The sequence below is a fragment of the Actinomyces respiraculi genome (assembly GCF_014595995.2).
GTDB classification, from domain to species: Bacteria; Actinomycetota; Actinomycetes; order Actinomycetales; family Actinomycetaceae; genus Actinomyces; species Actinomyces respiraculi.
The window spans coordinates 289,604-315,512 of the sequence record NZ_CP063989.1; the positions used below are offsets into that span (position 1 = coordinate 289,604).

General features: G+C 67.8%; 15 protein-coding genes, 1 tRNA gene and 3 rRNA genes. 13 read left to right on the forward strand and 6 right to left on the reverse strand.

Annotated features, from left to right (window positions below):
- The first annotated feature begins 20 nt into the window (after nucleotides 1–20).
- On the forward strand, nucleotides 21–197 hold the full coding sequence (locus tag ID810_RS01210; RefSeq protein ID WP_235931545.1) for a transcriptional regulator: 177 nt from the start codon (nucleotides 21–23) through the stop codon (nucleotides 195–197).
- 108 nt (nucleotides 198–305) lie between these two features.
- On the opposite strand, the gene mscL is transcribed toward ID810_RS01210, so the two are convergent.
- From mscL to ID810_RS01225, 3 genes are all read right to left on the reverse strand, one after another.
- Nucleotides 306–686 carry a large conductance mechanosensitive channel protein MscL gene (gene mscL, locus ID810_RS01215; protein WP_166857155.1) on the reverse strand — a complete coding sequence of 127 codons (381 nt, stop codon included), beginning with the start codon at nucleotides 684–686 and terminating at the stop codon, nucleotides 306–308.
- Nucleotides 687–801: 115 nt separating this feature from the next.
- Complete coding sequence (locus ID810_RS01220) at nucleotides 802–1,467, reverse strand: SAF domain-containing protein (protein WP_166857157.1); 666 nt, start codon at nucleotides 1,465–1,467, stop codon at nucleotides 802–804.
- A gap of 125 nt (nucleotides 1,468–1,592) precedes the next feature.
- On the reverse strand, nucleotides 1,593–2,243 hold the full coding sequence (locus tag ID810_RS01225) for a 5-formyltetrahydrofolate cyclo-ligase (protein WP_166857159.1): 651 nt from the start codon (nucleotides 2,241–2,243) through the stop codon (nucleotides 1,593–1,595).
- 120 nt (nucleotides 2,244–2,363) lie between these two features.
- Here ID810_RS01225 and ID810_RS01230 point away from each other — a divergent pair, with 120 nt between their 5' ends.
- The 7 genes from ID810_RS01230 to rrf all read left to right on the forward strand — a co-directional run bounded on the left by ID810_RS01230 (nucleotide 2,364) and on the right by rrf (nucleotide 11,891).
- Nucleotides 2,364–3,575: a molybdopterin molybdotransferase MoeA gene (locus ID810_RS01230; protein WP_166857161.1), complete on the forward strand. Its 1,212-nt coding sequence runs from the start codon at nucleotides 2,364–2,366 to the stop codon at nucleotides 3,573–3,575.
- A 67-nt stretch (nucleotides 3,576–3,642) separates the two neighbouring features.
- Entirely contained in the window at nucleotides 3,643–4,266 is a 624-nt protein-coding gene (locus ID810_RS01235) for a GNAT family N-acetyltransferase (RefSeq protein WP_235931544.1), read from the forward strand.
- Between the two features lie 270 nt (nucleotides 4,267–4,536).
- Nucleotides 4,537–5,586: a hypothetical protein gene (locus ID810_RS01240; RefSeq protein WP_166857163.1), complete on the forward strand. Its 1,050-nt coding sequence runs from the start codon at nucleotides 4,537–4,539 to the stop codon at nucleotides 5,584–5,586.
- 93 nt (nucleotides 5,587–5,679) lie between these two features.
- Nucleotides 5,680–5,755: transfer RNA gene (locus tag ID810_RS01245), tRNA-Ala, on the forward strand.
- Between the two features lie 565 nt (nucleotides 5,756–6,320).
- Nucleotides 6,321–7,878: ribosomal RNA gene (locus tag ID810_RS01250) — 16S ribosomal RNA — on the forward strand.
- Between the two features lie 418 nt (nucleotides 7,879–8,296).
- Nucleotides 8,297–11,504 (forward strand): 23S ribosomal RNA (locus ID810_RS01255).
- 270 nt (nucleotides 11,505–11,774) lie between these two features.
- Nucleotides 11,775–11,891: ribosomal RNA gene (gene rrf, locus ID810_RS01260) — 5S ribosomal RNA — on the forward strand.
- Together the 16S, 23S and 5S rRNA genes form the textbook arrangement of a ribosomal RNA operon.
- 1,730 nt (nucleotides 11,892–13,621) lie before the next feature.
- On the opposite strand, the gene ID810_RS01265 is transcribed toward rrf, so the two are convergent.
- The gene (locus tag ID810_RS01265; RefSeq protein ID WP_425321775.1) at nucleotides 13,622–15,499 is read right to left on the reverse strand and encodes a dolichyl-phosphate-mannose--protein mannosyltransferase; all 1,878 of its coding nucleotides are present in this window, start codon (nucleotides 15,497–15,499) and stop codon (nucleotides 13,622–13,624) included.
- Nucleotides 15,500–15,535: 36 nt separating this feature from the next.
- On the opposite strand from ID810_RS01265, the gene rsmI reads away from it, so the two are divergent.
- Nucleotides 15,536–16,423: a 16S rRNA (cytidine(1402)-2'-O)-methyltransferase gene (gene rsmI / locus ID810_RS01270; protein WP_166858834.1), complete on the forward strand. Its 888-nt coding sequence runs from the start codon at nucleotides 15,536–15,538 to the stop codon at nucleotides 16,421–16,423.
- A 109-nt stretch (nucleotides 16,424–16,532) separates the two neighbouring features.
- Here the strand turns inward: rsmI and ID810_RS01275 are convergent, their stop codons facing one another.
- The gene (locus ID810_RS01275) at nucleotides 16,533–17,333 is read right to left on the reverse strand and encodes a hypothetical protein (RefSeq protein ID WP_166858833.1); all 801 of its coding nucleotides are present in this window, start codon (nucleotides 17,331–17,333) and stop codon (nucleotides 16,533–16,535) included.
- Between the two features lie 1,475 nt (nucleotides 17,334–18,808).
- Between ID810_RS01275 and ID810_RS12735 the strand changes: the two genes are divergently transcribed.
- Nucleotides 18,809–19,186, forward strand: a complete 378-nt coding sequence (locus tag ID810_RS12735; protein ID WP_196781512.1) for a transposase — start codon at nucleotides 18,809–18,811, stop codon at nucleotides 19,184–19,186.
- A gap of 1,577 nt (nucleotides 19,187–20,763) precedes the next feature.
- Here ID810_RS12735 and ID810_RS01285 read toward each other — a convergent pair.
- The gene (locus ID810_RS01285) at nucleotides 20,764–21,876 is read right to left on the reverse strand and encodes an IS630 family transposase (RefSeq protein WP_195858792.1); all 1,113 of its coding nucleotides are present in this window, start codon (nucleotides 21,874–21,876) and stop codon (nucleotides 20,764–20,766) included.
- 105 nt (nucleotides 21,877–21,981) lie between these two features.
- On the opposite strand from ID810_RS01285, the gene metG reads away from it, so the two are divergent.
- From metG to ID810_RS01300, 3 genes are all read left to right on the forward strand, one after another.
- Nucleotides 21,982–23,823 (forward strand): methionine--tRNA ligase, encoded by a 1,842-nt coding sequence (gene metG / locus ID810_RS01290; RefSeq protein WP_166856515.1) that lies wholly within the window; start codon nucleotides 21,982–21,984, stop codon nucleotides 23,821–23,823.
- Entirely contained in the window at nucleotides 23,824–24,753 is a 930-nt protein-coding gene (locus tag ID810_RS01295; protein ID WP_166856517.1) for a TatD family hydrolase, read from the forward strand. It abuts the gene before it with no gap.
- Between the two features lie 190 nt (nucleotides 24,754–24,943).
- Entirely contained in the window at nucleotides 24,944–25,879 is a 936-nt protein-coding gene (locus tag ID810_RS01300; protein WP_188232550.1) for an aggregation-promoting factor C-terminal-like domain-containing protein, read from the forward strand.
- Nucleotides 25,880–25,909: the final 30 nt, after the last annotated feature.

The window sequence follows — 25,909 nt, forward strand, 5'->3', positions numbered from 1 at the left end:
GGCACCGCCGGGTTGTCGCGTTGTCCGCAACGGATCGCGAGCGGGTGGCTCGCGGGGAGCTGCCGGAGGCTGAGGCTGAGGTGGAGCGGCGCCGGGGCCTGGACGCGCTGACACAGGCGCGTGCGCGTCCCGACGGCGCCGGTGAGCAGGCCAATGACGCCCGGCTGCTCGCCGAAGTACCGCCGCACTGGGGCTGAACCCGCCGCACGACGACGCCCGTCCTTCCCCAGGGGAACGACGGGCGTCGTGACGAGACTCGGCCGGCAGTGGCCGACAGAGGTCGGCTCAGTGGCCCGCTCAGTGGCTCACTTGGAGCCAGCGGCGAGCAGGTCGCGGATCTGGACGAGGAGCTCGGCCTCGGTGGGGTCGGCCGGAGCCTCCTCCTCGGTCTTGCGGCGCTCCTTGATCTTGTTGAGCGGCACGACGATGGCGAAGTACACGGCGACGGCCACGAGCAGGAAGTTGACGATCGCGGTGATGATCGTACCGGGCCTCACGACGGAGCCATTGATGGCGAAGGAGAGCACGTCGTCGAAGTTGGGTTGGCCGACGACGCCGGCGATGATCGCCATGATGACGTCGGTGATCGCGGTGACGATCGGGCTGAAGGCGGCGCCGATGATGACGGCGACGGCCAGCTCGAGGGCATTGCCCTTGGCGATGAACTCCTTGAATCCGTTAATCAAGAGGGTCCTTTCTGTGGGGTGCCGGTGTGGCACATGCGCTGACTGGCACAGACGGGCCGATGACAACGCGGAACGGGTTGGAAACGTGCTGCCGAGTAGCGGCGAACATGCCGTGTCAAGGACTCAGCACGATACCGAGGGTACCTTGTGTCGCTGCTCCGACGACAACGGTTGCCGCCGACGCGGGAACGGCGAGGCTGACGAGAGTGGTCTGAGTCCCGGAATCCCAGTGATTCGTCCGCTCCTCTGTGTGCGCGAGCACCACCCTCGCCCCCGCCGCCACGACGACGGACTCACCCGACCCCGAGGGGTCCGCGGCCACGACGTCGACGACGCTGCCCACCTGGGCCAGCTCCGCGCCGATGTCGACTGGGACCTGGACGAGCCGCTCGGCGGGGGACAGGCCGACGGCGAGCGCGGCGGATGTCATCGTCGTCGCCAGGACGGTCCCCTCCTCCAGGGCAACGGCCGCCCGGCAGCCGATGACGCTCTCGTCCGCCAGTCCAGCGCGTGGCAGTGCGGCCTGCGGGACCTCGCGCCACTCGACGTCGGACTCGTTGAGGATCGCCCCGGCGCTGACCGGGCGGGCCAGCACCAGGACGCTGGTCGTCTGAGGGCCGGCCGGGCGCATGATGCTCAGCGCGAGGGCGAGGACCGCGCCCAGGCACAGGCCCACGACGAGGTGGCGCGAGCGCCACAGCAGGAGGGACGGCCGTGGTGGACGACGCCGTCCCGGGCCGGGGGCGCGGGACGGGGCGGAGGGCGAGCGACGGTGCGGCATGCGCCCACCATCGCTCCTCGGGCCCGCGTCCTCACCCTGGGGGCACGCGGGCTGTGGATTCGCGGGCCACGGCCTGTCGCGGAGGGCGGCTGTGGAGCCCCGGGGCCCGGGTGCCGGGCTGGGGCTCAGGCCCCGGAGGAGAATGCTGAGCCCTCGAGCAGGAACCAGGACTCCGAGGTGATGACCGCGTCGACGGCAACGTCGTGCTCCTCGACGGGTAGTGGACCCGCCACGAGCTCGTCCGGGTGGACCATGGCGAAGATCTGGGTGCCGTCGGCACGCAACGGCAGCATCCGGTCGTACCAGCCCCCGCCCTGCCCCAGGCGGCGACCACGCCGGTCCACCGCCAAGGCCGGGACGATCAGGGCCTGCACCCGGCCGACCTCCTCAGCGGGCAGGACCTCGCCGCCAGGTCCCGGCGGACGGCCGGGAGCGTGCTCAGCGAGATCCTCCTCGCCCCGGTAGTAGCTCCACGAGCGTGAGAGCTGAGGCCCGAGCACGGGCAGCAGGACGTTCACGCCCGCCTCGCGCAGACGCTCCAGGAGCAGGCGCGTGCAGGGCTCGTGGGAGACCGAGACGTAGGCGGCGACGCCGCTCAGGCCTTGGACGGCCTGCAGGGCGTGGTCGGTGACGGCCTCGCAGGCGGCGTCGTGACCGGTGGTGGGGTGACGGTGGTGTTGATGCCGGTGCCGGCGCAGGACCTGACGCAGCTGCTCCTTCGCGTCGCTGACCTCTAACTCGTCGGTGACGGGCAGTGGGTGGGTCGGTGTAGTCATAACCCCATTCTCTCAGGTGCGCCGGTGGGGTCCATGCGTGCCTCGCCCGAGTAGCCTGACGACCCGGGGCGCCCCGTTGCCCCGCACCGTTCCGGCAGGCCCGCCGCACCAGGAGGCACCATGAGAACCGTCGCCGAGCACCTGTCCGCCTGCCTCGACATCGCCCAGGCGGCCGCTCCCCTTGATGTGGTCCTGCCCGACGCTGTCGGGTGTGTCCTCGCGGAGGACGTCGTCGCCGACATCGACCTGCCCGCCCTCGACCTGGCGGGCCTCGATGGCTACGCAGTGCGCACCGTCGACCTTGAGGACGCCTCACCGGACCACCCGGTCCGCCTCGATGTCATGGATGCCGTGCGTGCCGGTGATGTTCGGCCGACCCGCCTGGTGCCCGGCTCCGCGGTGCTCATCGACTCGGGGGCCCCGATGCCGACGGGGGCGGATGCCGTCGTCGCCTGGACGGACACGGACCGCGGCACCTCGCAGGTGCAGGTGCGCACCTGCACCACCGTGGGGCAGAACGTCCGCCGACGTGGCGAGGACGTCACGGCCGGCACCACCGTCCTGCCGCAGGGGACCCGCGTCTCCGCCCGCCAGGTGGCCCTGCTGGCCGGCGTGGGACGCCAGCGGGTCAAGGTCCGCCCGGCCCCGCGCGTGGTCATCGTGTCCATCGGCGATGAGCTGGTCGAGCCGGGCAGCCCCCGTGAGAGTGGCGACGTCTACGACGCCAATGGCCACGCCCTGGCCTCGGCGGTGACGGACGCCGGGGGCCAGGCCTTCCGCGTCGCCGCCGTGCCCGACGAGCTGCGGGCGCTGTCGGAGACGATCGAGGACCAGCTTGTGCGCGCCGACGTCCTCATCACGACGGGCGGGCTGTCCGTCGGCCAGGGGGACACGGTCAAGGATGTGCTGGCACCGCTGGGCTCGGTGCGCTTTGACGCGGTCGCCATGTCGCCCGGCCGCCAGCTCGGCGTTGGCACGGTGGAGGGCACCCCGATCTTCTGCCTGCCCGGTGACCCGGTGGGGGCGCAGATCGCTTTCGAGACCTTCGTGCGCCCGGTGCTGCGGCAGATCGCCGGCTGGGCATCGCTGCACCGCACCTCCCTGCCGGCCCAGGTGAGCACGGGCTGGCACTCGCCGTCGGGCAAGCGGGAGTTCGTCCCGGTGCACCTGACGGGCTCCCCCTCGAAGGGCTACCAGGCGGAGCCGACCTGCGAGCCGGGGACCTACCGGCTGCTGGGCCTGGCGCGGGCGAACGCCGTCGTCGTCGTGCCCGAGGAGACGACGACGGTGGTGGCGGGGGACCGCCTGCACTGCCTGCTGCTGGACGCCTGACGTGGGCGGGGCCCTGGCCCGGCTGACGGGTCGGCTGGGACGGCCCGGGCGCCGGTACCCGTGGCCCGTGGTGCTGCGCGAGTCTGCGGTGACGGTGCGCGGGCTGGCGCGCGGCCCGCAGACGGTGGTGCTGCGGCCGCTGTCGGTGAGTGACGAGGAGCCGTGGTCGAGCCTGCGCCAGGCCGACGATGCCCGCCTGTCGCGCTGGGAGGCGAGCCTGCCGCCGGGCTCGGGCGAGCAGGCACCATCGTTCAGCCGTTACGTGCGGCGCTCGTGGGCGCAGGCGCGTCGCGGAGAGGTCATGCCCTTTGCCTTGGAGGTCGACGGCGTCTTCGCCGGCCAGATCACGGTGTCTCCGATCCAGTGGGGTTCGCTGCGCCAGGCGATGGTCGGCTACTGGATCGGCGGCGCCTGGGAGGGGCGGGGCGTCATGACCCTGGCGCTGGCGATGGTCATTGACCACCTGCTGAGGCCGCAGGTGGGTCTGCACCGGGTGGAGGTGGCGGTCCGGCCGGACAATGCGCGCAGCCTGGCGGTATGCCGTCGGCTGGGGCTGGAGCGCGAGGGCCTGCGCCGCGGGCTCATGCATATCGACGGCGAGTGGGCGGACCACGTGGTGCACGTGCGTACGGCGGAGCAGATGGAGGCCGACGGCGCCCTGGTGGCCCGGCTGGCCGCCAAGGCCCGCTGAGGCCGGGGTTGGCTGACGCCGGGTCAGCTGGGGCATGACGTCGGGACGGCCGGGGTTGGCCGACGCCGGAACGGGGCGACCGCCGTCGGGACCGCCGGGGTTGGCCGACGCCGGGTCAGCTGGGGCACGTCGTCGGGACGGCCGGGGCTGGCCGACGCCGGAACGGGGCGACCGCCGTCGGGACCGCCGGGGCTGTGGCTGCCCGGCCAGGAGGGTCAACACGCCGCGTCGCTGCGGTCCACGCGCCTGTGAGCCGCTTACGGTTGACGGGTGGGAATCGAGATCTGGGCGCTGGTCGTCCTCGTCGTGGTTCTCGCCGTGTACCTCCTGCCGCTGCTGGTGGGGCGTCGCGAGGTGATGGGCCTGTCTCGGGCTCAGGACCGCTACTCGGGCAACCTGAGGGTCCTGGCCACGGGGGCGTCCGCACCCTGCGCCGACGAGGCCTGCGCGAGTGAGGTGCATGCGGAGATCTTCAAGTACCGACCGGAGGTCAGGGCCATGAACAGGCCGGCAGTGAGGAACGTGCGTGCGCTGCGTACCGAGCGTGACCTGGTGCGCGCACGTCGAGCTCACCAGGAGGGGCGTGAGCACCGCCGGGTTGCCGCCTTCCGCCGTGCGGTCGTGGCGCTGGCGCTCCTCGCCGTGTTGGCGGGCACCGCCGTCGCATCCGTGGTGACGGCGCTGCCGTGGTGGACGGTGCTGGTGCCGACCGTGTTGCTTGCGACGTCGATGGTGGTGGGCCGTCAGGCCGCTGTGACCTCGGCGGAGGCGGACCGACGCGGGCGGCGCCGCATTGCTCGGCTGGAGGCTGACCTCACCCGACTGACGGGTACGCTTCCCTCCGACCATGCGCCTGAGCAGGTGGCTACGGCTGAAGCGGCCGCCCGGGGAGCGCGGGCGGAAATGCCGTCGGCCGAGGTCGTGGCCAAGAGGGCTCAGTCGCTGCTGGCTGAGTCGTTGCTGACGGAGGAGCCGGCCGCAGCGGCCGGCGGCGCCGTGTCCGCGGAGGCATCGGCTGCCGTCGCGGAGACATCGACAGAGGCAGTGGCGTCGTCGACAAGGACCGTCCAGGAGCCGACGACGGTGACCCCGCCCCAGGGGTGGACGCCGGTCAAGGTTCCCGCGCCGACCTACACGCTGGTGGCGAGCGCCCCGCGTCGCGCGATCGACGGGCTGGCGGAGTCGGCCCAGCCCTCCGCGCCGGTGCCGATGCGTCCTGTTGCGGCGCACGCGTACGTGCCGCTTGAAGAGGAGGTGGAGGCTGCCGCCCCCATCGACCTCGACGCCGTGCTGGAGCGTCGTCGGGCTGCTGGGGCCTGAGCCCGGAGTGGGGTACGCCCTGGCCGTGGTCCGCTTCACGGGGCTGTGGCTTGCAGGCGCTCCCACCGGCGGTGCTACGATCATCCAGCACTTGGGGCTATGGCGCAGTTGGTAGCGCGTCTCGTTCGCAATGAGAAGGTCGGGGGTTCGAATCCCCCTAGCTCCACCAAGGCCCGGACCGCGAGGTCCGGGTTTTCTGCGTTTGGGCGCGTTTCGCCGCGTCTGGGCGCGTCCGCCTCCGAGCCTGGAGTGCGCAGCGTCACGGCGAAGGGGTTTGACGTGTGGGGGCTGGGTGGGGTTAGTGTTCTACCCGCTGCCGCTCGGGGCTGAGGCCTCCGGGAGGTGGATCGACTAGGTCCGGGAGTTCTCTGGGGCTGTTGAGACTGGGATCACCGATCCTGGTGTTGACTGGTTCGGGGTCTGCTGGTTTACTTGGTCGGGTCGCCTTGAGGGGTTGGCGGGGTGCCGGATGGTTCTTCGTGGCTCTTGTGGGTGTGTTGTTTGAGAACTCGATAGTGTGTCATGTTTTTTATGCCATAGTGGGTGTGTCTGCTGGGCCTGCTTTGTTGTGGGTTTGGTGGGTGTGCTTTGTTTTGTTTTTGGTTTTGCCTGTGCCTGCCTCTGTGTTTGTGGGGGTGGGTGTGGGTGTGGGCCTGGTGAGAGTTTTTCTCTTGTTTTTGCCTGGGTGCGTGTGCGCGTGCTTGTTGCGTGTGTGCGTGTTTGGGTGTTTGTTTTGTTTGGAGAGTTTGATCCTGGCTCAGGACGAACGCTGGCGGCGTGCTTAACACATGCAAGTCGAACGGGCTGCCTGCGGGCTTTGTGTTTGTGGGTGGTGAGTGGCGAACGGGTGAGTAACACGTGAGTAACCTGCCCTCTTCTTCTGGATAACCTCATGAAAGTGGGGCTAATACGGGGTATTCTGGCCTGCTCGCATGGGTGGGTTGGGAAAGATTCTGGTCTTTTGGCTGGTTTTGGTGGGGGATGGGCTCGCGGCCTATCAGCTTGTTGGTGGGGTGATGGCCTACCAAGGCTTTGACGGGTAGCCGGCCTGAGAGGGTGGACGGCCACACTGGGACTGAGACACGGCCCAGACTCCTGCGGGAGGCAGCAGTGGGGAATATTGCACAATGGGCGCAAGCCTGATGCAGCGACGCCGCGTGAGGGATGGAGGCCTTCGGGTTGTGAACCTCTTTCGCCAGTGAAGCAGCCGCCTTCTTCTTGGGGGTGGTGACGGTAGCTGGGTTAAGAAGCGCCGGCTAACTACGTGCCAGCAGCCGCGGTAATACGTAGGGCGCGAGCGTTGTCCGGAATTATTGGGCGTAAAGGGCTTGTAGGCGGCTGGTCGCGTCTGTCGTGAAATCCTCTGGCTTAACTGGGGGCTTGCGGTGGGTACGGGCCGGCTTGAGTGCGGCAGGGGAGGCTGGAATTCCTGGTGTAGCGGTGGAATGCGCAGATATCAGGAGGAACACCGGTGGCGAAGGCGGGTCTCTGGGCCGTTACTGACGCTGAGGAGCGAGAGCGTGGGGAGCGAACAGGATTAGATACCCTGGTAGTCCACGCCGTAAACGTTGGGCACTAGGTGTGGGGGCTCTTTCCGGGGTCTCCGCGCCGTAGCTAACGCATTAAGTGCCCCGCCTGGGGAGTACGGCCGCAAGGCTAAAACTCAAAGGAATTGACGGGGGCCCGCACAAGCGGCGGAGCATGCGGATTAATTCGATGCGACGCGAAGAACCTTACCAAGGCTTGACATGTGGGCGGCCGGCGCGGAGACGTGCCCTCCCTTTTTTTGGGCGTCCTCACAGGTGGTGCATGGTTGTCGTCAGCTCGTGTCGTGAGATGTTGGGTTAAGTCCCGCAACGAGCGCAACCCTTGTCCCGTGTTGCCAGCACGTCGTGGTGGGGACTCGCGGGAGACTGCCGGGGTGAACTCGGAGGAAGGTGGGGATGACGTCAAATCATCATGCCCCTGATGTCTTGGGCTTCACGCATGCTACAATGGCCGGTACAGAGGGTTGCGATGCCGTGAGGCGGGGCGAATCCCTTAAAGCCGGTCTCAGTTCGGATCGGTGTCTGCAACTCGACACCGTGAAGCTGGAGTCGCTAGTAATCGCAGATCAGCAACGCTGCGGTGAATACGTTCTCGGGCCTTGTACACACCGCCCGTCACGTCATGAAAGTCGGCGACACCCGAAGCCCGTGGCCCTACGGGGAGCGGTCGAAGGTGGGGCTGGTGATTGGGACGAAGTCGTAACAAGGTAGCCGTACCGGAAGGTGCGGCTGGATCACCTCCTTTCTAAGGAGCTGTGGCCTGCTGGCTGGTGCTCGTGCTGCCGACCGGTGGTGCGGGGTGCTGGTCTGGTGGGTGCTGGAAGCGCTGTGTGCATGGAGGACCGGCTGCTGTGCCCGGGCCCTGTCGCCCTCCCTTTTTGCTTGGGGGGGGCCGGGGTGGGTGTGGTGGCCGCCCCGCGTGCGGCCCCCCGGTGTGGGGGGTTGTGGTGGGGGTGGCACGCTGTCGGGGTCTGGGGCAGTGCGCCCTGGTGGCCCGGGCCCTCCTGTGGCTGCTGGCCGGGTCCTCCCTTGTTGTTGCTTGGGGGGCTGGTTGGTGGTTTGGGGGGTTGTGGGTGGGTTGGTTGTGAACTGTATAGTGGACGCGAGCATCTTTGTTCTTTGTGGACGCGTGCCCGCTGCCTTGTGTGGTGGGTGCGTGTGTTTTGTTTGTTTTTTTGAGCGTTCGGTGGATGCCTTGGCATCAGGGGCCGATGAAGGACGTGGTGGCCTGCGATAAGCCTCGGGGAGCCGGCTGACGGGCTGTGATCCGAGGGTGTCCGAATGGGGGGACCCGGCACGAGTTATGTCGTGTCACCTGCGCCTGAATTTCATAGGGTGTGGGGGGTGACGCGGGGAAGTGAAACATCTTAGTACCCGTAGGAGAAGATATTCCGTGAGTAGTGGCGAGCGAAAGCGGAGGATGGTTAAACCGTGGTGGTGTGATCACCCGGCAGGGGTTGCCGCCGCGGGGTTGTGGGACGCGTGTCTCCAGTGCCTGCCGGTGCTGGGCGCAGTGAGAAACTGGTGTGGTAGCCGAACCCTCTGGGATGGGGGGCCGTAGTGGGTGAGAGCCCCGTAGGTGAAACCGTGCCGGCTGTGTGCGCGTGCTCCCGAGTAGCACGGGGCCCGTGGAATCCTGTGTGAATCTGCCAAGACCACTTGGCTGCCTGAATACCTCCTGGTGACCGATAGCGGATGAGTACCGTGAGGGAATGGTGAAAAGTACCCCGGGAGGGGAGTGAAACAGTACCTGAAACCGGGCGCTTGCAAGCCGTCAGAGCCCTTGCTGGCCTCCCTTTGCCGGGGGGTGGGGGGTGATGGCGTGCCTATTGAAGAATGAGCCTGCGAGTTAGTGCCGTGTCGCGAGGTTAACCCGCCTGGGGGAGCCGTAGCGAGAGCGAGTCCGAACAGGGCGTTTGTAGTGGCGCGGTCTAGACCCGAAGCGGGGTGATCTACCCATGGCCAGGTTGAGGCGCGTGTAAGAGCGTGTGGAGGACCGGACCCACCTAGGTTGAAAACTGGGGGGATGAGCTGTGGGTAGGGGTGAAAGGCCAATCAAACTCCGTGATAGCTGGTTCTCCCCGAAATGCATTTAGGTGCAGCGTCCCGTGCTTCCCGCCGGAGGTAGAGCTACTGGGTGGCTGATGGGCCCCACAGGGTTACTGACGTCAGCCAAACTCCGAATGCCGGTCGGGTGGGAGCGGGGCAGTGAGACCGCGGGGGATAAGCTCCGTGGTCGAGAGGGAAACAGCCCAGACCGTCGGCTAAGGCCCCTAAGCGTGTGCTAAGTGGGAAAGGATGTGCGGCCGCGTGGACAACCAGGAGGTTGGCTTAGAAGCAGCCATCCTTGAAAGAGTGCGTAATAGCTCACTGGTCAAGTGGTCGTGCGCCGACAATGTAGCGGGGCTCAAGCGCACCGCCGAAGCCGCGGGCCTGCCACACGGTCCCCACGACCGGCCCCCCTCCTTGGGGGTGGTTGTCAGGGGTGGTGGGTGGTAGGGGAGCGTCCTGCACCGGGTGAAGCCCCGGGGTGACCCAGGGGTGGACGGTGCGGGAGTGAGAATGCAGGCATGAGTAGCGATACTAGGGTGGGAAGCCCTAGCGCCGAATGACCAAGGGTTCCAGGGCCAGGCTAGTCCGCCCTGGGTGAGTCGGGACCTAAGGCGAGGCCGACAGGCGTAGTCGATGGACGACGGGTTGATATTCCCGTACCGGCGAAGCACCGCCCATGCTGACGCGCGGGTGCTGACCCACGCCCCGGGTCCCACGTTATTGCTGCCACCGGGTCCGGCCTCGGCCGGCTGGTGGTGGTGGTGGGCCGGGGTCTGGGGACCCTCCGTGCAGGTAGGCAAGCGTGTTAACAGGGGTGACGCACAGTGGTAGCCTCCGCGGGCCTGATGGCTTGGCCCGTCCAAGCGCGCGGCCCGCCGCCCAGGCAAATCCGGGCGGCTGTCTTTGATGACGAGGGTGAGGCGTGATGGTGACCGGCACGGTTGTGCTGGGAAGCAGGGTGATCCTGGGGTGCCGAGAAAAGCCTCGACGCGATGGTGCCAGCCGCCCGTACCCTAAACCGACACAGGTGGTCGGGCAGAGCATGCCTAGGCGCACGAGAGAATCATGGTGAAGGAACTCGGCAAAATGCCCCCGTAACTTCGGGAGAAGGGGGGCCCGAGCCCTGAGGCCCCGCAGCGGGCTGGGGGTGAGGGCCGCAGAGACCAGGGGGGAGCGACTGTTTATCAAAAACACAGGTCCGTGCGAAGCCGCAAGGCGATGTATACGGACTGACGCCTGCCCGGTGCTGGAAGGTCAAGAGGAGCCGTCAACCCCCAGGGGTGAAGCGGCGAGTTCAAGCCCCAGTAAACGGCGGTGGTAACTATAACCATCCTAAGGTAGCGAAATTCCTTGTCGGGTAAGTTCCGACCTGCACGAATGGCGTAACGACTTCCCCGCTGTCTCCACCATGAGCTCGGCGAAATTGCACTACGAGTAAAGATGCTCGTTACGCGCAGAAGGACGGAAAGACCCCGGGACCTTTACTACAGCTTGGTATTGGCGCCCGCCACGGCTTGTGCAGGATAGGTGGGAGACCGCGAGACGGCCGCGCCAGCGGTCGTGGAGTCGTCGTTGAGATACCACTCTGGCCGTGGCGTGCGCCTGAACCTCGGCCCGTGAGCCGGGCCAGGGACAGTGCCTGGTGGGTAGTTTAACTGGGGCGGTTGCCTCCTAAAGAGTAACGGAGGCGCTCAAAGGTCCCCTCAGCCTGGTCGGCAACCAGGTGTCGAGTGCAAGTGCACAAGGGGGCTTGACTGCGAGACCGACAGGTCGGGCAGGTGCGAAAGCAGGAACTAGTGATCCGGCGATCCCGAGTGGGTGGGTCGTCGCTCAACGGATAAAAGGTACCCCGGGGATAACAGGCTGATCCTGCCCAAGAGTCCATATCGACGGCATGGTTTGGCACCTCGATGTCGGCTCGTCGCATCCTGGGGCTGGAGCAGGTCCCAAGGGTTGGGCTGTTCGCCCATTAAAGCGGTACGCGAGCTGGGTTCAGAACGTCGTGAGACAGTTCGGTCCCTATCCTCTGCGCGCGCAGGATACTTGAGAGGACCTGTCCCCAGTACGAGAGGACCGGGACGGACGAACCTCTGGTGTGCCAGTTGTCCCGCCCGGGGCACGGCTGGTTGGCCACGTTCGGCACGGGTAACCGCTGAAAGCATCTAAGCGGGAAACCACCCTCAAGACAAGGTATCCACAACCACCCCCCCCGGGGGTGGTTGGAAGGCCCCCAGCAGACCACTGGGTCGATAGGCCGGACGTGGAAGGCCCGCAAGGACCTGCAAGCCGACCGGTACTAACAGGCCGACACAAACAACACACACCCCCCAACACACTTCGAGAGGGGGGACCGCAACCAGGGCACCAGAGCCCGCGTCCACTGTACGGTCTCAGGACCAACCCACCCCACCACACACCCACACACACCCACAAACACTGTGGGCACGTGTGGGCAGGCCGCCACAACACCACACCCACCCCCCCCACACACGCACACGCACAAGTCACTGTGCGCGCACCAGCCAGGAGGGGCAGCCCGGCACCAGGCCGGCGCGCCAGGGTGCGGCACACACACAACCCCATAGACGTCCCGGTGGTCACAGCGGGGGAGCCACGCCCGGCCCCATACCGAACCCGGAAGCTAAGACCCCCAGCGCCGATGGTACTGCACCCGCCAGGGTGCGGGAGAGCAGGACACCGCCGGACACACACCACACACGCCGCCCTGCCACCGTCCCCCACACACCCAGGGGGACGCGGTGGCAGGGCGGCCCGCGCGACACACCCAACCACACAAGCCCCAGAAACCCCAGGCACACACCACCCAACACCCAACCCCAGCCCCCGGCCCACCCCAGCCCCCGGCCCACCCCAGCCCCCAAAAACACGACCATCTGCCGCTGTGATGTCTCCGGACATCGGTGACAGTTTGGGGGTTTGCGGGGGTGAGGCTTCTGGGTGGCTTTTCGGGGGTGGTGTGCTCCAACCACCCGCCCACCGCCCCCGGCCAGGCCGGGCGTACCGTCGGCTGTCCACGCGGCGGACATGAACCGTGACCGCCGTCGACACCCCCGTCCAGACTCCCGTGATCACGCCGTTTCCTCCCGGCGGGTTAAGCGGCTCTTCCCAATTGAGGGTGTGGGTGGGGTCTGAGTCCTCCGGTCTCTAGTTGTGCTTTCTTTGGGGTTGTGAACGGGTTGGGTGGAGGTCTGCTGGGCGGGATGCGGGGTTGACGCTCACGTGCGGTCTGGGGAGGCCTTCATGGCGCATGCTGGCGCACCTTTGACGCCTGGGGGGCGTCGTCGTCTTGCCCGCCTGGGGGGCGTCGTCGTCTTGCCCGCCTGGTGGTGGAGGGCTGGTCCATGGGTCGGGCGGCTGAGTGCTTGCGGGTCTGGCCGGCGACGGTCGGCCGGTGGCTGGGGCCGCTGCCGGGCCCCGGTGCGCTGTGTGGAGCGCCATTGATCAGTTCCGGACCACGTTCGGTCGTTTGGACCACGTTCGGTCGTTTGGACCACCCCAGACGCGTCCGTAGGTGGTCCGAACGACGGCAGGTGGTCCAAGATGGCAGCAAGTGGTCCACACTAACTGTGCTTCCTCGGGACAAGACCCCTGCCTACCACCAGCACGCCCCCGCGTGAGCGAGAGAGGGGGGGGCGCTGGCGGGCCTGGCCCACCACTTGCGACCGCGCGGCGCAGCACCGCACCCACCGGCCACGGCCAGGCCCCGAGCCAAGCCGACGCCGTGGCCCTGCGTCGGCCCCAAAAGGGACGGCCCCCTTACGCAGGTGCTGGCCCAGGCCCTGAACCCACTGTCACAAGGGCCAAGCCCATCCGCAACCGCGCCCACCTCGACACCCACAGCCCCTTGGCAGAACCTGGACGATCTGGACGACGCCCGTGACCGCCACCACCCAGCAGGCCCCCCTGGGCGGGCACCACCCGCCCCCACCCCACCACCGCCACGCTGCGCCCCCGCCCGGGCACGACAGCACCCTCCAACCAGCCACCAACACCCCCCACACCCAGACCACCCACCACCCCCAACCAGCAACCACCGGCACCAGACAAACCAGCCCCCACCAAACCCGGAGCCTGACACAACTAAAGACCAGAGGACCCAGACCCCACCCACACCCCCAAATGGGATGAGCCGGTTAAGCGTTGGGGCCGGTCATGTCCGCCGCGTGGACACCCCTGGCGCCGGGCACTGCCCCCTCGAGCCCACCAGCGCCCCACACGTGCCAGGTGTCCGCGCGCACCCAGCTCTACGGGGCCGGGGGTGTCACGGATCCCTAGTCAGAGCCCATCTCGCCCCACCCGGGCACCCAGAAACCGCAGAATTCTGCGGATCCACAAAAGCTCATAATTCTCTGACTAGGGATCCGTGACAGGCGCTCCGCTCCTGGCCCCGCCCGGACCTGCCCGCTCGCCGAGGCTCAGATCCAGTTGTCGAAGAGCATGTGCCAGCGCCAGAACTCGTAGGACACCGTCTGACCCGTCCAGATCGGCCACCACAGCGCCGCAAAAACCACAGCGGCTAGCACGAGTAGACCCATGAGCGCGTACCCCTCACCCCGCGTGCGCCACACCGGCACGCCGCTCCACGCCTCAGGCAGACCCTGCCGCATCGGGCTCATCTGGAAGCCGAGGAACTGCGCCGCCACGCTACGAGGGGCCGGCAGCCCCGGCCCGATCTCGTCGGCTGCGAGCAGCTCCGCCTCCTGCCGGGCCGCCGCCGACCCGGGCACAGGCTGCAGCAGGCCGGTCACGGAGCCCAGGGCGAGCACGAGTATGAGCACCACGTAGGGCACGAAGGCGACCGTGTAGAAGGTGAAGATCGTGCGGTCCCAGTAGAGGAACCACGGCAGGTACAGGCCCAGGTAACCCACGAGCGCGACCCACACCCGCCAGTCCCTGCGCACCCAGGCGAGCACGATGACACCGAAGATGAGGGCGACGACGGCAGCCCACCACACGGGGATGTTCCCGATGGAGGTGATGGCCTGGATGCACCGGCTGCTGCCGCAGGTCGGGAAGCCCATCTCCTCCTCGGAGGGCCAGAAGAAGGAGGTCGGCCTCCACTGGACGAGCCAGCCGGTCGGCTTGGCCATGTAGGGGTGCTCGGAGTCCAGGCCCACGTGGAAGGCGTACATGGACTGGTGGTACTCGAGCAGGTCGTTGAGCGAGTCGGGCAGCCACGCGCGAATGGGGGTGCCGGCGGCCCGCTGCTCGGCGGCCCATCCGTGCTTATACGCCCCGCTGTGGGCGAACCATGACCACCAGTTGGCCACGTACACGACGAACGCCGTCGGGACGAGGTGGAGGAAATCGAGCAAGCCGCGGTGCAGGACGCCGTCGGCCAGCCACGAACGGGCCTGGACCCGCCACAGTGCGGTGAGGTCCCAGACGACGACCATGATCCCCATCGCGGCGAGCAGGTAGGCGCCCGACCACTTGATGGAGCAGGTGAGCCCAGCACTCAGGCCTGCCGCGAGCAGCCACGGCCGCAGGATCGGCACCGGCGCCCACACCCCGGGCACGGTCCCGGCGAGGTCGCGAGCCAGGCGGGCGCGGAACCGCTCGCGGTCCCGCACCAGCAGGTAGACCGACGCCAGCCCGAACAGCCCGATGAAGACGTCGAGCAGGGCGATGCGCGACTCGGTGATCCCGACCCCATCGATGGCGAGCAGCAGCCCCGCGAGACCAGCCAGCAGCGGGGAGCGCGTCAGTCGCATGGTCAGGCGCGCGAGGAGGACGACCGTGAGGATGCCGGCGAGAGCGGGCATGAAGCGCCACCCGACGGGGGAGTCCGCCCCGAAGAACTGCATGCCGAGCCCGATGAGCCACTTGCCGAGCTGAGGGTGGACGATGAACGACGGTTCGGTTGTGAGCCCGGAAACGTCACCCTGCACGAAGAGCCGGTCGGAGCCCTCGGCCCACACCGATTCGTAGCCGTTGTGCCACAGCGCGTAGGCATCCTTGACGTAGTAGATCTCGTCGAAGATGAGCCCCGAGGGGTGAGCGAGCCCGATGAGGCGCGTGAGGGCGGCCACCAGGGCGACGACGCCGGTTGCCACCCAGCCGCGCAGCCGCACCGCGGGCGCCAGGCTCCAGCCGACGGGGTCGAGCCCGAGGCTCTCTCGCAGCTTCTCCTCGGTGCGGGGGGTGTCGACGTCGATCCCGGGGGTGGTCTGCGCCGCCTCTTCGCCGGGGGTGGCGGCGGCGTCGTCGGGGGTGCCGACGGCGGCCGGTGGCGTGTCCGGGTTGGTGGCGTCTGCGTCGTCGGGGGAGACAGTGCTCGGGTCAGGACTCACGGCGGCGAGTCTACGGGGACCGTTCATACTGGCCCCATGACCCGTGCCGCACCCGAGCCCATGCGCCCCGACGACGAGCCCCGTCCCGGCGTTATCACCCTGGCGGCTACCCCCATCGGCCACGCGGGTGACGCATCGGCCCGGTTGAGGGCCGCCCTGGCCCACGCCGAGCTCGTCGCGGCGGAGGACACCCGGCGGCTGCTCAACCTTGCCCAGCGGCTGGGCGTGCACGTGGGCGGCAGGATCCTCTCCTTCCATGAGCACAATGAGCGTGAGCGTGCCGCCGAGCTCATCGAGGCCGCGCGTGCGGGCCACAGCGTCCTCATGGTCTCTGACGCCGGGATGCCCTCGGTCTCCGACCCCGGCTACCGGCTTGTCGTCGCCGCCGCCGAGGCCGGTGTGCCGGTGACCGTCGCGCCCGGGCCCTCCGCTGTGCTCACGGCGCTGGCCCTGTCCGGCCTTGCGAGTGACCGTTTCTGCTTCGAGGGCTTCCTGCCCCGCAAGCCGGGTGAGCAGCGTCGTGCGCTGGAGGCGTTGGCGCAGGAGCGGCGCACGATGGTGTTCTTCGAGTCCCCGCGCCGCGTGCACCAGACCCTGACGACGATGGCCCAGGTGCTGGGCAGCGAGCGTCGGGCTGCCCTGTGCCGCGAGTTGACGAAGACCTACGAGGAGGTGCGGCGCGCGACGCTGGGCGAGCTCGTCGCCTCCACTGAGGGCGAGGTCCTGGGGGAGATCGTGCTGGTCGTCGCCGGTGCCCAGGTGCTGGCGGCGGATCCGCAGGAGGTCGCGCGTGAGGCCCTGGTGCTGGCCGACGACGGCATGCGCCTCAAGGCCGCGGCGGCCCAGGTGGCGCAGGCGGCGGGGCTGCGCGCCAACGAGGTCTACCGTACGGCCCTGGCCCTGCGCGAGGCGCCCTCCTCCTGACGGGGCATCTCCTTGACGAGTGCGATAGGGAGGGGAGGGGGGTCGATACCTCAGGTATCGACCCCCTCCCCTCACACGTGAACTCGCGTGCTGCTCAGCAGGCACAAGGTCAGAAGTGAGCCCCCGGGTAGCCTCCGGCGGCGGCCTGAGCCTGCTTGTTCTGCGAGCGGCGCACGCCCAGCCAGATGATCCCGCCGATGGTGAGGAGCAGGGCGGGCAGACCCAGCACGATCGAGCCGACGATGCCCAGGCCGCTGGCGATCAGACCGTCACCGTTGAGAGACAGGCCCAGGTACACGGGCTTGGAGGAACTGCTGGTGCAGGTGATGGTGTACTCGCCGCTCGTCTGGGGCGTGAAGACGCCGATGAGCGGGTTGCCGTCGACGTTGCTCGAGTCATTCGAGGAGACGGAGGTGAGGTTGACGGGCTTACCACTCGGGTCCGCCACGTCGCAGGAGACGAGGCCACCGGAATAGATGCCGTAGACGTTGCCCACCTCGAGGGTCGCGGTGGAGGTGCCGTTGCGCGGGATCTCCGACAGGGATCCGGAGACGTTGAGGATCGAGGCGAGTGACACCGCGAAAGCGACGATGGCGCCGACGAGCATGACGAGGCCGATCGTCAGGAGGATCTTCGGGCCGGTGGTCGAGCGCACGGTGGCCGCCGGGCCGGCGCCATATCCGGCGGGGGCGCCGTAGGCGGGCACCGACGGGTAGGCGTTGTAGGCCGGGGGCTGCTGCGTCTGGGGCTGCTGCGCGTAGGGCTGGCCATAGCCGCCCTGGCCAGCGGGAGGGTAGGCCCCGGGGGCCGAGGAAGCGCTCGGGGTCGAGTACGGGTTTGCGCCCTGGCCATCCTGGCCGTAAGGAGCGGGGCTGTAAGGCGATCCTGAGTGGGGGGGAACCTGGGACATGACGTTCCTCTGCGGTCGTGGCGGGATCGACCCGCACAGGTGCGTGGCGGCACGTTGCGCCGCCGGGGCGGGCGCGGTGCCTATGACGAGACTCAGGATACGGTGCAAGACAGACAGGAGCACCGTCTCGACGTCGTCGGCTCTCCCGCCCAGGGGTCTCGTTACCTTGTTGGTGGTTCCGGGTGGTCCGGGACCGGGCCAGCCGCTGTGGGCATGATGTCTTGCCCCTGTCGTGATGATCCGGGGGTGTTGTCACCCATGGTCGGCTCGGTGAGCACGGCCGGGTGCTGGTAGTGGTGGACCATCCCGCCACGATCGGTGCCTTGTCGATGAGCACATGGGAGAACACCTCATCGCTAACAGGCGGCTTGGGGACGGGGACGTGCCAGCACCAGGCGATCCGGCGGCGAAACGCCCTGTCACGACCGCTAGCAGCCTCGGCCTGGGTGTGTGTGCTGGTAGCCCAGGCGATGAACTCGGCCAGCGCGTGGGAAAGTGCGTGGGAACCTGTGCTGGTGCCTGGGTGCTTCCGGGTAGCTGAGGCCCCGCACTCCTTGCACCTTCATCGGGGATGCCCGTGCCGGTGGACCCGTTGCGCTTAGTCTGGGCCACACGCATCATACGCTGTGGCCTGTGGGTCGTAGGCATCCCCAATCATGTCCGGCCACCAATTCATCCCGACTTTCCCACACCAGCACAACACAAAACCCAGAACACAGACACACTTCCTGTCCTATACCCCCCCCAATCTATGGAAGGATGTGCGGTAGTTATGGCTACGCTCAAGGCTCGACAACTAACAGCCATTTTGATGGCGGCAGCGCTACTACTCCTGGGGGTCTGTCGCCAATGCAGCACCAGTTTCTCCTGGTGTGCCAGAAGATGACGCCACTCATTCTGTCTCGGAAGTGTTTGACGCTAATTCATCATTTGGCTTAGGCGGCACGGAAACCGAAACCTCATATGCGGAGATCGTCGCCGATTCTTTCGTTACGGCCGGCATGCTTCCCGACTTCGATAAACCATGCAAGAAGAAGTAAAAAGAGGCGGCGGGCCCCACGTGCCGCCGGTGAAGATATATATGGCCCATGTGCTATCTTCGCTAATTCTCGCTGCAATCATATCTATTATTGCTAGTCTTCTTGGGTGCGGCTCAAACTCTTGCTTGATTCTCCTCTTCAGTCCATTTTTAGGTCTCACGTCCGGGAGTGTTAAATTATGGTATTTAAAATCGCGAAAGAATGAGCCCTAAGAATATAGGTGCAGATACTACCCCGATGATTCCTGTCGGTTGCTGTGCGAGGGCAAGGAGCGAAGGCTGGGGCTGTCGGTGCGAACGTGGTGCTTCATGCCGGCGTGTCGTGGTGTTAGTGGTGTGTGCCGGCGCGGCGTTTGCGTGCCCAGAGTGAGATTGCCCTCGAGCGGCGGACACCCGATTAGTGTGGATCGTGTGTCCGTAGGAGAGGGTGTTCATTGTGAGTCAACAGCAGAGAAAGCGTTATACCCCGGAATTCCGGCGGGAGGCTGCCAGGCTTGTCATAGAGTCTGAGTGCCCGATTGCCCGTGTTGCAGCCGAAATTGATGTCAGCGCTGGGTTACTTTGTTGGTGGGTCGAAGCAGAGCGTGAACGTGCAGGCTTAGATGATGGCCTGAGCCGGGCGGAGCTGCGTGCCGAAAACGCCCGGTTGAGACGTGAATTGGCTGAATCTCGGATGGATAACGAGTTCTTGCCAAAGGCGCCTCCTTCTTCGCCGCGAAGCAACGAGGGCGGAAAAGTTCGAGCCAATGCAGCAGGAGGCTGTGTCCGCCGAACACAGGTCTGCGCCCCCAGACCTGGTGAAGCGGTTGTTTGACCAGGGTGAACTCAATATAGTCTGGCCCTCTGACATTACCTGTCTGCGCACCCGTGAAGGCTGGTTGTACTCGCGACGGACGTTCGCGTCGTGTCATTGGCCGGGCAATGGGTAGCGTGCACGATACCCACGTGGTTGAACGGGTTGTGCGCATGGCGCACACGCTGCGCGGTGAGGTACCGGACGGTCTGGTCTTTCATGGCTCATCCCATTTGGGGGTGTGGGTGGGGTTTGAGTCCTCTGGTCTCTAGTTGTGTCAGGCTCCGGGTTTGGTGGGGGCTGGTTTGTCTGGTGTCGGTGGTTGCTGGTTGGGGGTGGTGGGTGTGGGGGGTGTTGGTGTCTGGTTGGAGGGTGCTGTCGTGCCCGGGCGGGGGCGCAGCGTGGCGGTGGTGGGGTGGGGGCGGGTGGTGCCCGCCCAGGGGGGCCTGCTGGGTGGTGGCGGTCACGGGCGTCGTCCAGATCGTCCAGGTTCTGCCAGGGCTGTGGGTGTCGAGGTGGGCGCGGTTGCGGATGGGCTTGGCCCTTGTGACAGTGGGTTCAGGGCCTGGGCCAGCACCTGCGTAAGGGGGCCGTCCCTTTTTGGGGCCGACGCGGGGCCGCGGCGTCGGCTTGGCTCGGGGCCTGGCCGTGGCCGGTGGGTGCGGTGCTGCGCCGCGCGGTCGCAAGTGGTGGGCCAGGCCCGCCAGCGCCCCCCCTCTCGCTCACGCGGGGGCGTGCTGGTGGTAGGCAGGGGTCTTGTCCCGAGGAAGCACAGTTAGTGTGGACCACTTGCTGCCATCTTGGACCACCTGCCGTCGTTCGGACCACCTACGGACGCGTCTGGGGTGGTCCAAACGACCGAACGTGGTCCAAACGACCGAACGTGGTCCGGAACTGATCAATGGCGCTCCACACAGCGCACCGGGGCCCGGTAGCGGCCCCAGCCACCGGCCGACCGTCGCCGGCCAGACCCGCAAGCACTCAGCCGCCCGACCCATGGACCAGCCCTCCACCCCCAGGCGGGCAAGACGACGACGCCCCCCAGGCGGGCAAGACGACGACGCCCCCCAGGCGGGCAAGACGACGACGCCCCCCAGGCGTCAAAGGTGCGCCAGCATGCGCCATGAAGGCCTCCTCAGACCGCACGTGAGCGTCAACCCCGCATCCCGCCCAGCAGGCCTCCACCCAACCCGTTCACAACCCCAAAGAAAGCACAACTAGAGACCGGAGGACTCAGACCCCACCCACACCCTCAATTGGGAAGAGCCACTTTCATGCTGGTCGTGGCACGCAGCCTATCCGCTGAGCGACTCTGGGAAGTCTGCCAGGAGCTCGGTACTGCCCAGTCGGTCGGCCGTGCTGGGGTGTGTTTCGATAATGCGATGGCAGCGTCGTTCTGGTCGACGCTAAAGACCGATCGCCACCCAAAAACGACAACAAGAAACAGCAGCTTAACCACTAAGCCGCTAAACAACATGTCCACGACTTGCGGGCAACCCCACCCACCAGCTAGCCGCCGCCACTTGACACACCACATAGGGACCCCCCCGCCCAGGTCGGGCCAGGACGGGTACCGATTGTGTGCCCATCTGGGCCAACTAGTGTCCTGGGTTGTTAATTTCTGGACGGTTGGCTTTGGTGAGAATCTGTTCGGCGGTTTTGGTCCAGGTGAATGGGTGGGCGCGTTTGTTCCAGCCGGTGATGTAGGCGCGGAGCTTGTTGTTCAGGTCCTGCACGGACTTGAAGACGCCGCGGCGTATGGCCTGGCGCTCGATCAGGGAGAACCAGACCTCCACGAGGTTCATCCAGGAGGCGTGGGTGGGGGTGTGGTGGACGTGTATGTGGGGGTGGTGCTCCAGCCAGGCGCGCACGTCCTTGTGCTTGTGGGTGGCGTAGTTGTCCATGACCAGGTGCAGCTGGACGCGTTCCCCGGTGTCCGGGTCGATGGCGTCCTTGTAGGCCCTGTCCACCTGTCGCAGGAAGGCGAGGAACTCCTCGTGGCGGTGGCGGGGCCTGGTGGCGGCGGTGACCTTGCCGGTGGCGATCTCCAGCGCCGCGAACAGGGTGGTGGTGCCGTGCCGGACGTAGTCGCTGCTGCGGCGCTCGATCAGCCCGGGCTGCATGGGCAGGACCGGCATGGTGCGGTCCAGTGCCTGGATCTGGGACTTCTCGTCCACGCAAAGCACGATCGCGTTATCGGGCACGTCGGGGTTGGTGCCCAAGTACAGGCCGCAGATGTCGGTGACCTTGCCGACCGGCTCGGGGTCGGTGGAGAAGCGGAACGACTGCTCCCGCCAGGGCTTGATCCCGTAAGCCCTCCAGGCCCTGGCCACCGTCGCCGCCGACACGCCCAGCCGGGCAGCCAGCAGCCGGGTGGACCAGTGCGTGACCCCCAACGACCTCGGCGGCGGGGTCAGCGTAGCGGTCACGATCGCGGTGTGATCGACCTTGCGGGGCCGACCCGGACGATCAGCGTCCTCCAGGCCTTCCATGCCCAGGCGCTGGTAGCGGCCGCGCCACGCGATCACGGTGGTACGCGAGGCGCCCACCCTCCGTGCGATCTCAGTATTGGACAGCCCATCCGCAGCAAGAAGCACGATCCGCGCCCGCCGCACCAGCCCCGCCCGCGCGCTGCGCGAACGCACCAGTGCCTCCAGCTCGCCACGATCACCCTCACGCAACAACAGACCAGGAGCAGGACGATTAGCCACACCCCATGATCCCACCCAACCAACCGTTCAAGAACTAACGACACACGACACTAGACGCCCCCGCCCAGGTCGGGCCAGGGCGGGCGGAGCGGATAGGCTGCCCCCATGAGCCACATCCTCTCCGCGGTCGCCTGGCCCTATGCCAACGGCCCGCGCCACATCGGTCACGTCGCAGGCTTCGGCGTTCCCTCCGACGTCTTCTCGCGCTACATGCGCATGGCGGGCCACGACGTCCTCATGGTCTCCGGCACGGACGAGCACGGCACCCCCATCCTCGTGGCAGCCGACGCCGAGGGCACCAGCGCCCGCGAGCTCGCGGACCGCAACAACCGGCTCATCGTTGAGGACCTGGTGGCCCTGGGCCTGTCCTATGACCTCTTCACCCGCACCACCGCCTCCAACCACTACGCCGTGGTGCAGAACATGTTCCGCACGGTGCGCGACAACGGCTACATGGTCGAGCAGGTCACCCGCTCCGCCATCAGCCCCTCGACCGGCCGGACCCTGCCGGACCGCTACATCGAGGGCACCTGTCCCATCTGTTCGGCGCCCGGCGCTCGCGGGGACCAGTGCGACACCTGCGGCAACCAGCTCGACCCCACCGACCTCATCGACCCGCGCTCGCGCATCAACGGCGAAATCCCCGAGTTCATTGAGTCCAACCACTGGTTCCTCGACCTGCCGGCCCTCGCCGAGGCCCTGGGCGCCTGGCTGGACGAGCGCGAGACCTCCGGCACCTGGCGGCCCAATGTCATCCGCTTCTCCAAGAACATCCTGGAGGAGATCCGCCCGCGCGCCATGACACGCGACATCGACTGGGGCATCCCGGTGCCCGGCTGGGAGGACCAGCCCTCCAAGCGCCTGTACGTGTGGTTCGACGCCGTCATCGGCTACCTGTCGGCCTCCATCGAGTGGGCCCGGCGCACCGGGGACCCCGAGGCGTGGCGCCAGTGGTGGAACAACCCGGAGGCCCTGTCCTACTACTTCATGGGTAAGGACAACATCGTCTTCCACTCCCAGATCTGGCCGGCCGAGCTCCTGGGCTACAACGGCCAGGGCGAGCGTGGGGGCGAGCCTGGGGACCTGGGGGTCCTCAACCTGCCCACGGAGGTCGTCTCGAGCGAGTTCCTCACGATGGAGGGCCGCAAGTTCTCCTCCAGCCACGGCATCGTCATCTACGTGCGCGACTTCCTCTCCCGCTACCAGGCGGACGCCCTGCGCTACTTCATCAGTGCCGCGGGCCCGGAGACGGCCGACGCCGACTTCACGTGGGCGGAGTTCGTGCGCCGCACCAACGGCGAGCTCGTCGCCGGCTGGGGCAACCTCGTCAACCGCACGGCCTCGATGATCCACAAGCGCTTCGGTGAGATCCCCGCCCCGGCGCAGTTGGAGGAGATCGACCGCGCCCTGCTGGACTCGGTCGCGGCGGGCTTCGCCACGGTCGGCGACCTCATCCGCCACCACCGCCAGAAGGCCGCCCTGACCGAGGCCATGCGCCTGGTGGGCGAGGCCAACAAGTACGTGGCGGACACCGAGCCCTTCAAGCTCAAGGCCGAGGAGCAGCTGCCCCGCCTGGCCACGATCCTGCACACGCTCGCGCAGGTGGTCGCGGACCTCAACCTCATGCTCTCGCCCTTCCTGCCCCACGCCGCCAACGACGTCGACCGCATCCTCGGTGGTGCCGGCCAGATCGCCCCGATGCCGCGCATCGAGGAGGTGGACGAGCTCGACCCCGAGGTCCTGCCCAACGACTTCGTCGGCCGCACCGGCTACCCGATCATCACCGGCGACTACGCGCAGGCCCCCACCTGGGGCCGTCACGAGGTCGCCGTCGGCACACCGGTGGGCAAACCCTCCCCGGTCTTCGTCAAGCTCGACGAGGCGATCGTCGAGGAGGAGCTGGCCCGCTACTCGCAGGCACGTCCCGACGACGTCACCGGGGCCTGAGTGAGTCGTAAGCACCGCGACCGCTCGTGGCCGAGCGCCGACGCCGTCGCCCCGCTCGCGCTGGCGGTCACTGACAACCACACGCACCTGCCGGTACCGGGCCTTGAGGAGAACGGGCCCGGCTCCGACGCACCCCTGACGGCGGCCGAGTTGGTGGAGCGGGCCATCGCCGTCGGCGTCGCGCGCACGATCACCTCGGCCTGCGAGACCCCGGCCTGGGAGGGCAGCATCGCCCTGGCCCGCACCCTGGAGGGGGTGCGCGTCGCCCTGGCCGTCCACCCCAACGAGGTGGTGCTGCACGCCGGTGTGCGTGAGATCGGCCCGGACGGGCTGGAGCCGCATGTGTGCGAGCACCACGCCGAGCCGCTGGACGAGGCCATGTCCCGCCTCGAGGGCCTGGTGCGTACCAACCCTGACGCGGTGGTCGCCGTCGGGGAGACCGGTCTTGACTTCTTCCGCACGGGTGAGCGAGGGCGCGCCGTCCAGCGTGAGGCCTTCCGGGCACACATCGCGCTGGCGAAGGAGACGGGCCTGCCCCTGCAGATTCATGACCGTGACGCCCACGCCGAGTGCGTCGAGGTCCTGCTGGCCGACGGCGCCCCAGAGCGCACCGTCCTGCACTGCTTCTCCGGTGGCCCCGAGCTGGCAGCCGTGTGTGCGGAGCAGGGCTGGTATGCCTCCGTCGCGGGGCCGGTCACCTATCCCGCCAACGATGAGCTCCGGGCAGCCTTGGGCGCCGTGCCGCTGGAGCTGCTGCTGGTGGAGACGGACGCGCCCTACCTGCCACCCACACCATGGCGGGGCAGACCCAATGGCGGCTACCTCATGGGGGAGACCGTGCGTTTCCTCGCCGCCCTGCGGGGTGTGGACGAGGCCGCCATGTGCGAGCGCCTGGAGCACAACACCCGGGAGGTCTACGGCACCTGGTGAGTGCCTGTCCGACGGCGTCGGCCCGGGTGAGTGGGTTCGGTATCTTGGCTGCGGGGACGGACTTGTCCGACGGCGTCGGCCCGGGTGGGCGAGTCCGGGAGGCCGACGGCGGTGTGACCAGTCGCATTGCGACGCCATGGCGGGGTCGGCTAACGTCAACGCCAGCCTGTCAACAGTGAGGACATCGGACGTGGGACGACACTCGGACGCCGGCTCCGCCAACACAACGTTGGCCAACGTCGGAGCCCTGGCGCGCCGCAGCCTGACGCGCGGTGCCACGAACACCCCCGCTCACCGCAGCTCCTCCTCTCACCGTGGCTCCTCCTTCCGCCCTCGCACCTCCCCGGCCGTGCTGCGCGCCTCCAGTGCCGCGGCTGCGCTCGCCCTGGCGGTCTCCGGCGGCGCCTACGCCGCCGTCCAGGTCAGCGCCTCCGACGTGCGGCCCCTGAGTGAGGCTCAGGCCCGGATGCAGGCCAGTGGCGCCAGGGACGTGGACGGCGAGACCTCGGCCTTGAGCGTTGCCGGTGGCGCCGTCGTCGTCACGACCGTCACCGAGGACCAGGTGCAGGCGCACACGACGGTCGAGAGGGAGACTGACGCGCTGGCCTCCGGGCAGCGCAAGGTCGAGACCGAGGGCGTGGACGGCCTGACCCGCGTCACCTACCAGGTGGTGACCGAGGACGGTGTGGAGGTGTCGCGCGAGGAGGCCCTCAGCGTCGTCGTCACTGCCCCGGTTGAGGAGGTCGTCCTGGTGGGCACGGGGCCGGACCCGCAGGCCGCGTCCGCGGGCTCGGGGACCGCTGCGGTCGCCGTGGACGGATCGGCAGCCTCCGCGCAGGCGGCGGCCCGGGACATACTGGCCTCCCGCGGGTGGGACGACTCCCAGTTCCAGTGCCTGGTGAGCCTGTGGCAGCGCGAGTCGGGCTGGAACTACCAGGCTCAGAACCCCTCCTCGGGCGCCTACGGGATCCCGCAGGCCCTGCCGGGCTCGAAGATGGGCACGGTGGCGGCCGACTGGGCGACGAACCCGGTCACGCAGATCACCTGGGGCCTGCAGTACATCGAGGGTCGTTACGGCTCCCCGTGCAACGCTTGGGCCCACTCCAACTCGGTCGGCTGGTACTGAGCCACCCCCGGACGTGACACGTCCCATTGC